This window comes from Lactobacillus delbrueckii subsp. delbrueckii DSM 20074 = JCM 1012 (genome assembly GCF_001433875.1).
In the GTDB taxonomy this organism is placed as follows: domain Bacteria; phylum Bacillota; class Bacilli; order Lactobacillales; family Lactobacillaceae; genus Lactobacillus; species Lactobacillus delbrueckii.
In genome coordinates this window covers 1-6,878 of record NZ_AZCR01000021.1, presented here as the reverse complement: position 1 = coordinate 6,878, position 6,878 = coordinate 1, and the positions used below count along the sequence as shown (strand labels likewise).

Annotated in this window: 6 protein-coding genes; 3 read left to right on the top strand and 3 right to left on the bottom strand. The window is 49.6% G+C overall.

The window, feature by feature from the left end; genetic code table 11:
* The 3 genes from FD23_RS09295 to FD23_RS04525 form a co-directional block, all read right to left on the bottom strand.
* The coding region (locus FD23_RS09295; protein WP_236743873.1) for an ABC transporter transmembrane domain-containing protein at window positions 1-787 on the bottom strand (787 nt) is incomplete at its 3' end.
* Window positions 712-1,332, bottom strand: coding sequence for a hypothetical protein (locus FD23_RS04530; RefSeq protein ID WP_025895800.1), 621 nt, complete (start codon window positions 1,330-1,332; stop codon window positions 712-714). The genes FD23_RS04530 and FD23_RS09295, both read right to left, overlap by 76 nt.
* A 347-nt stretch (window positions 1,333-1,679) precedes the next feature.
* Window positions 1,680-2,639 carry a 2-hydroxyacid dehydrogenase gene (locus FD23_RS04525; protein WP_052933664.1) on the bottom strand — a complete coding sequence of 320 codons (960 nt, stop codon included), beginning with the start codon at window positions 2,637-2,639 and terminating at the stop codon, window positions 1,680-1,682.
* A gap of 185 nt (window positions 2,640-2,824) precedes the next feature.
* Between FD23_RS04525 and FD23_RS04520 the strand changes: the two genes are divergently transcribed.
* The 3 genes from FD23_RS04520 to FD23_RS04510 are packed head-to-tail and all read left to right on the top strand — an operon-like array spanning window position 2,825 to window position 6,770.
* A complete protein-coding gene (locus FD23_RS04520; protein WP_025895802.1) occupies window positions 2,825-3,286 on the top strand; it encodes a MarR family winged helix-turn-helix transcriptional regulator in 462 nt (153 codons plus the stop codon).
* Window positions 3,286-5,013 carry an ABC transporter ATP-binding protein gene (locus tag FD23_RS04515; protein WP_052933665.1) on the top strand — a complete coding sequence of 576 codons (1,728 nt, stop codon included), beginning with the start codon at window positions 3,286-3,288 and terminating at the stop codon, window positions 5,011-5,013. Before FD23_RS04520 ends, FD23_RS04515 begins: the two co-directional genes overlap by 1 nt.
* On the top strand, window positions 5,013-6,770 hold the full coding sequence (locus FD23_RS04510) for an ABC transporter ATP-binding protein (RefSeq protein ID WP_052933666.1): 1,758 nt from the start codon (window positions 5,013-5,015) through the stop codon (window positions 6,768-6,770). Before FD23_RS04515 ends, FD23_RS04510 begins: the two co-directional genes overlap by 1 nt.
* The last annotated feature ends 108 nt before the right edge of the window (window positions 6,771-6,878 follow it).

Sequence of the window (6,878 nt, the reverse complement as noted above, 5' to 3'; positions counted from 1 at the left end):
TCTTCTGCCCCTGGGCAGCCCCGATCATGAGCAGGCCAATGACGACAGCTTCAATGGTCAAGATGATTGGTGAATACATGCTGTCCAGCCAGTTGGACTTGTTCTGGGCCGGGTAAGATTCCTCAATATATTGGTTGTACTTGTCTTCCATGTAGTCTTCTTTTTCAAAGATATGGATCATGGAGAGAACCCGAAGGGTTTCCTGAATATGGTGGTTGACCTTGGCGATGGCGGCCCGGTTTTGCTTCTGGGAAGCCAGTGAGGCCTTCTGGAAGTGCCGGGTCATGACTAAGATCAAGGGCATGACGATTAAAATAATGAAGCCCAAGCCAATGCTGCGGGTAAAAACGACAAAGAGGAGGCCGATCAGCTGGAAGAGGTCAGCGATCATCCCGACTACCCCCTCGCTATAGAGGCTGTTGATGGTGTCAGCGTCGTTGACAAAGACTGAGGCGATTGACCCGCTCTCGTGATTGGTCAAGTAACCAGTCGTAATGGTGTTGAGCTTTTGAACTAAGGCACTCCGCATGCCGTGGGTCAATTTTTGGCCAAAAATCGTAATGGATATATTCTGGGCTGAGGCAAAAAGGTCAGACAAGACGATTAAGCCCAAGTAGGCCAGGGCAAAAAGCAGAGAAACACCCTTTTGATCCATCAGATGATTGACGATCTGCTCTAAAGCCAGGGGCGGCAAGAGGGAAGTGATGATGCTTAAGATGATGAGTAGGACCATGGAGATGAAGCTCTTGGGATGGTCATGAATGACCTTTTTGGCGATATTACGCATGTTGTTGCCCCCCCTTCAATCAACTTGGCATAGCCGGTGTTCTTTTTTAGCAGGCCCTCATGCTTGCCAACAGATACCTGGTGATCATGGATATAGATGATCTGGTCCAGCTGGCTGAAGCAGTCAACCCGGTGGGTCATCAGCAAGATGACATGGCCCTGCAGGCTTTTCCCGCAGGCCACCTCACCTGTTATACCGATGATTTCATTAGCGGAGGCGGTAAAATTGATGTCCTTGACCGCGGTTTCCGGGTGGCCGTGGTAAAAAGTAGTTACATGATTAAAAGTGAGGTCGTTTATTACTTTCTCTTCCTTTTGGTATTGGTAATGGTCATAGATCGGATCGCTTATTAGCGGGCTGATCCGGACCCAGGAGACTTGGGCTTTTTGGACAGCGTTAAACAGTTTGGAGGCGTGGGAGACTTTGGTGGCGAGTTTGGTAAAGCAGGCTAAGAAAGTCGTGAAGCTGGCCAGGTCCCAGGCCTTCCAGCCGATGTGGAGGACATTGCGGCCGCCAAAGTAGATGATCAAGACGATGCCGAACATGGCAATTGCGTCATGGAGCGATATACGCTGATTTCCTGCAATTGCCGATCAATTAAATCAGGATCCCTAAAGGCAAATCGTGAAATATTGCCATAATTGTCAGTAATAACTGGATTATGATAGTCATCAAACCATTTAATCTGCTGCTTGATAAAGTCGGTCTTTGAGCTGTAATACCCGCCCATAACTAAATATGGCGCTAGAATTGGAAATAGCACTCTTTGTTAGCGTTAGCGCATACATGTAGACTAACTTTTTGTAAAAAACTGTAACAAGATGCGGCAAGACGCGAATAATACGAAAAAACGGCCAGCAACTGAATCTTTCCCAGCTACTGGCCGCTTTATCTATTTATCATACAGCATGGTCCGGACCTGCCGGCCGGCAAGCCAGGCAGTCACGTTTTCAAAAGCCATCTCGGCTCTTCTGTCAATTGATTCTTTCGTGTCAAAACCGACATGCGGGCTGCAGACCAAATTCGGAACTCCGATGAGTGGATAATCAGCTGGCAGTGGCGGATCCTGGTCAAACACATCAAGCCCTGCCTTAATCCGTCCTTCTTTTAATGCTGCAGCCAACGCTTCAGTATCTACGACCGGACCTCTGGCCGTGTTGATCAGAATGGCCCCTTCCTTCATCTCGCCGATCTCTTTTTTACCGATCAAGCCCCTAGTTTCCGGAGTCAGCGGCGTATGAATGGAAACAATATCTGCCTCCCCCATCACTTCATCCAGTGACTTGTATTCCAGGCCTAGGTCAAGGGCGGCCGCCTTTTGACTACGGCTATAGCCGATCAGCTTGCAGCCAAAGGCTTTAAAAATCTCTGCTGTCCGGCAGCCAATCGCTCCAGTACCAACAATCCCAACAGTTTTGCCTGCCAGTTCATGTCCCTGGAGTCTGCCCTTGCCCTCACCAGCTTGCACAGCCTCATTGCCGGCACTGATATTTCTGAGGCAGTCCAAAGTCAAACCGATGGCCAATTCCGCCACCGCGGCGTTGCAATAGCCACCAGTGTTGGAGATCTTGATCTTTTTCTCCTTGCAGGCTTCCAGGTCAACATGGTCAATCCCGACAAAGGCAACTGAGATGAACTTCAAATTCTTATCTGCCCGGATCACTTCACCAGGCAAGGGGTGGTTGGCGATAATCAAGGCGTCCGCGCCCTCGCTCCGCTTCTTCAATTCTTCAGTATCCGTTGAAAAGCTGTCGTAAGCCGTAAATTCATGCCCCTGTTTGGTCAATTTTTCCGCCAGCTTGTCTAAACTCTCCTGGCTAATGCCCAGTGGCTCAAGCAATACAATCTTCATTATTTTCTCCTTACTTTCTACCTTACAAACACATAGACAGCGTAAGCGTCTATATCAAGAATATTATCGCATTTTTATTGTTTGCCTGACAAGGATAGAAATTACTTTAATTTTTTCAGCCTTTTTCTTGACGTTAGTCTACACAGAGACTAAAATCTTAGGTATTGTCCACAAGGAGACTTTTTATGAACTTAAAAAACCACGAAAGCATTTCAGAATCAGTAACCCTGGCCAGCGTCCGGGCGACTTACGCGTATGAGCAATATGACAAGCTCATGGGAATCACCCAGTACGAGAGCATCATTCTATATGAGCTCTTCACCCACCCCCGACTGTCACAAAAAGAGCTCGTCTATAGAAGCGGCATCCCCAAGCAATCCATCAGCAAGGGGATCCACAATCTAGCTGAGCTCGGCTACCTGGAAATCAGCTCTGCTGACCAGGACAAGCGGGTCAAGTACTGCGCCTTGACTGAGTCCGGGCTTGCCTATGCCCGGGAAAAAGAAGGTGAAATCCTGGCTATCGAGAAAAAGGTGATCGACAAGCTGGGCTTTGACCGGGCAGCTTTGGCCTGCCAGATTCTGGATGAGTGGTCTGATCTCCTCAGCAAGGAAATAGCTAACTTAAAGGAGGAAAAACATAAATAATGAAAATTCTCTTGCCGTACTTCAAGCGATATAAAAAAGACGTTTTCCTGACTTTGATCACCATCGTCTTTTCAGCTTTTGCCACCCTCTACCAGCCCCGCCTGCTCCAGCAGGTGCAAAATGAACTACTGGCTGACCAGCAGCAGGCCGTCATCCGGGACACCGCGATTTTGATCGGCCTGGGCCTTTTATCCATTATTACCGGGGTCCTCAACGTTTACTACGCCTCCCGGATCACCCAGGGCGTGGTCAGCGACCTCAGAGAAGACACCTATGCCAAGATCCAGACTTTCTCTCTGGCCAATGTGCAGCAATTCTCCTCTGAATCCCTCAGCGTCCGCTTGATCAACGACATGCAGCAAATCATGAACATGATCATGACTATCTTCATGCAGCTGATCCGGATGCCTTTGATCCTTATCGGGTCAATCATCATGGCCATCGTCACCATCCCCCGCTACTGGTGGGCGGTTGTCGTCCTCCTGGCCTTGATCATGGGTCTGGGCGTTGTGGCAGTCAAGCAAATTACCGCCATGTTCGACAGGTTCCAAATGTACATGGACAAAATCTCCGGCCGGACCGGGGAATTTTTGCAAGGGGTCCGGGTGGTAAAATCCTTCAACCAAAGTCCCCAAGAAATTGCCAAATTAAACAAGGATTCTGACGAATTAAACGAAGTCAACATCAAGGTCGGCTACTGGTTCTCCACCATCCTGCCTGGTGCCCAATTGATCTCCTACCTGGTCATCAGCTTAGTGGTCTACTTGATCGGGACCAGCATTCTCCAGCATCCCCAAGACATTTCCGTCATCACTCCATACGTCAACTATGTTTTGACCATGCTCTTTGCCATCCTGCTGGTCGGCATGGCCGTCATGCAGATTTCCCGGGGTAACGTCTCCTTACGGCGGATCCAGGAAATCATGGACACCCAGCCAGACGTTGTCTTCAATGAAAAAGCCCCGGAAGACGCCTTGGGCGGTTCAATTGAATTTGATGACGTCTCCTTCACCTACCCAGATGGCCAGCAGCCCGTCTTAAAGCACATCTCCTTTGCTGTTGCACCAGGCCAAATGGTCGGTATCGTCGGGGCAACCGGGTCGGGCAAGTCGACCCTGGCCCAGCTGATCGCCCGCCTCTATGACCCAACAACTGGGAAGATCAAGATCGGCGGCAGCGACCTCCGCCAGGTTAATGAGAAGGCCCTCAGAAAGACGGTTTCCTATGTTCTGCAAAAGGCTGTTCTCTTCTCAGGAACCATTGCCGACAACCTCCGCCAAGGGAAAAAGGATGCTACTTCATATGAACTTGAACGGGCAGCGCAAATGGCCCAGGCCAGCGAATTCATCCAGCGCTACGATGAAACTTTTGACCATGAAGTTGAAGAAAGAAGTGCCAACTTATCCGGCGGACAAAAGCAGCGTCTGTCTATTGCCCGGGGGATCATCGCCGGCAGCCCGATTTTGATTCTGGATGACTCAACTTCCGCCCTGGACGCGGAAAGCGAAAAGTTGGTCCAGGAAACCCTGGAAAAGCAGCTGCCTGACACGACCAAGATCATGATCGCGGAAAAGATCGTTTCTGTCATGCACGCGGACAAGATCCTGGTCCTCGATAACGGCCGCCTGGTTGCTGAAGGCACCCACGAGGAACTGCTCAAAACTTCCCCGGTTTACCAGGAAATCTATAAAACCCAGAAAGCCAAGGAAAGAAAGGAGGAACTTTAATGTCAGACAAGCAAAAGTCGCTTACTTATTTGACGAAATATCTGAAAAACTACAAAAAGCCGATCTTAATTTCAGTTGCCTTCTATCTGATTGTGACCATCGCCCAGGTCATTGCTCCCTCCCTTTTAGGGCAGACGGTTACGAACTTGTCGGCTTTTGTTAAGGGGCACGGCAGTCTTGGCGTCTTCTACCAGGCCTTAGCCTGGATGGCCGGCTTTTATGCCTTTAACTCCGTGGCTACCTACATCGCCTGGATGATGATGACCCGCTTTAACGCTAACGCCAACAACGACATGCGCAAGGGACTTTTCGGCAAGCTGCAGCGGATGACCATCCGTTACTTCGATACCCACCAGGACGGGCAGATCTTGTCCTTGTTCAACAGTGACCTGGACAACATCTTCAATGCTTTAAACAACGCCTTTTTTGAAATCATCTCCCAGTCCCTCCTTTTTGTCGGCACGATCATCGTTATGTTTGTCATCAACTGGAAGCTGGCCCTCAGCGTTGTGGCTACTACTCCTTTGATCTTGCTCTTAAGCTGGATTATTATGAAAAAAGCACACGTCTACCTGGACAATCAGCAAGACCGGGTTGGTGAGCTTAATGCCTACATCAACGAACAGCTCAACGGGGAAAACGTGATCATCACCCAGGGACTCAGGGACCAGTCAGTTGCCGGTTTTAAAAAGGAAAACGCCAAGGTGCGGGAAGCCATGTTTAAGGGGCAGTTCTACTCTGGCATCCTGAACCCGCTGGTTTCCGGCTTCTCGCTGTTAAACTTCGCGATCGTGATCGCCACTGGCGCTTACATGATTATGACCAAGCAAGTCAGCCAGGCAGCTGGTCTGGGTTTGATCGTGACTTTTACTGAATATTCCTGGACTTACTTCCAGCCGCTGACTCAAGTAACTTCCATCTACTCCATGCTCCAGCTCGCCTTGACCGGTGCCAGACGGCTTGAGACGGTTGAAGAGCAGGAAGAAGAAAACACGGTGCCAGACGGCAAGACTATCTCAGGCGTAAATGACGCTGTCCGCCTGGAAGATGTGCACTTTGGCTACACTCCAGACAAGGAAATCCTGCACGGGGTATCAATTGAGGTGCCTAAGGGGCAGTCGGTCGCTGTTGTTGGCCCAACCGGGTCTGGTAAGACGACGATCATGAACTTGATCAACCGTTTCTATGACGTAAACAGCGGTGCAGTTACTTTTGACGGAGTCGACGTCCGCGACCTTAAGTTGGAAAATCTCAGAAGCAACGTCGGGATTGTTTTGCAAGACTCAGTCCTCTTCTCTGGAACAGTAGCTGACAACATCCGCTATGGCAAGCCGGAAGCTTCAATGGATGAAGTTATTGCCGCGGCTAAGGAAGCTCAGCTGCACGACTTTGTCATGACCCTGCCAGAGCAATATGACACGCCGATTGAGAATGGCCAGGACAATTTCTCTACCGGGCAGAAGCAGCTTTTGTCAATTGCCAGAACAATTCTGGTCGACCCGGCCTTCTTGATCCTGGATGAAGCAACCAGCAACGTCGACACGGTTACGGAAGAAAAGATCCAAAAGGCCATGGACAACGTGATTGCTGGCCGGACCAGCTTCGTGATCGCTCACCGTTTGAAGACGATTTTGAACTCAGACAAGATTGTCGTATTAAAGGACGGCCAGGTCATTGAAGAAGGACCGCACGCCGACTTGATCAAGAAGCGCGGCTTCTACTACCAGCTCTACACCAGCCAGATGGCTTTTGAATAAGAGAAACATGCAAAAAGGACACCTGTCATGATATGACCCCCGAAATTAGGACACTAATTTCGGGGGTTATTTTCATGACTAAATACACTAAAGAAATCAAACTTGCTA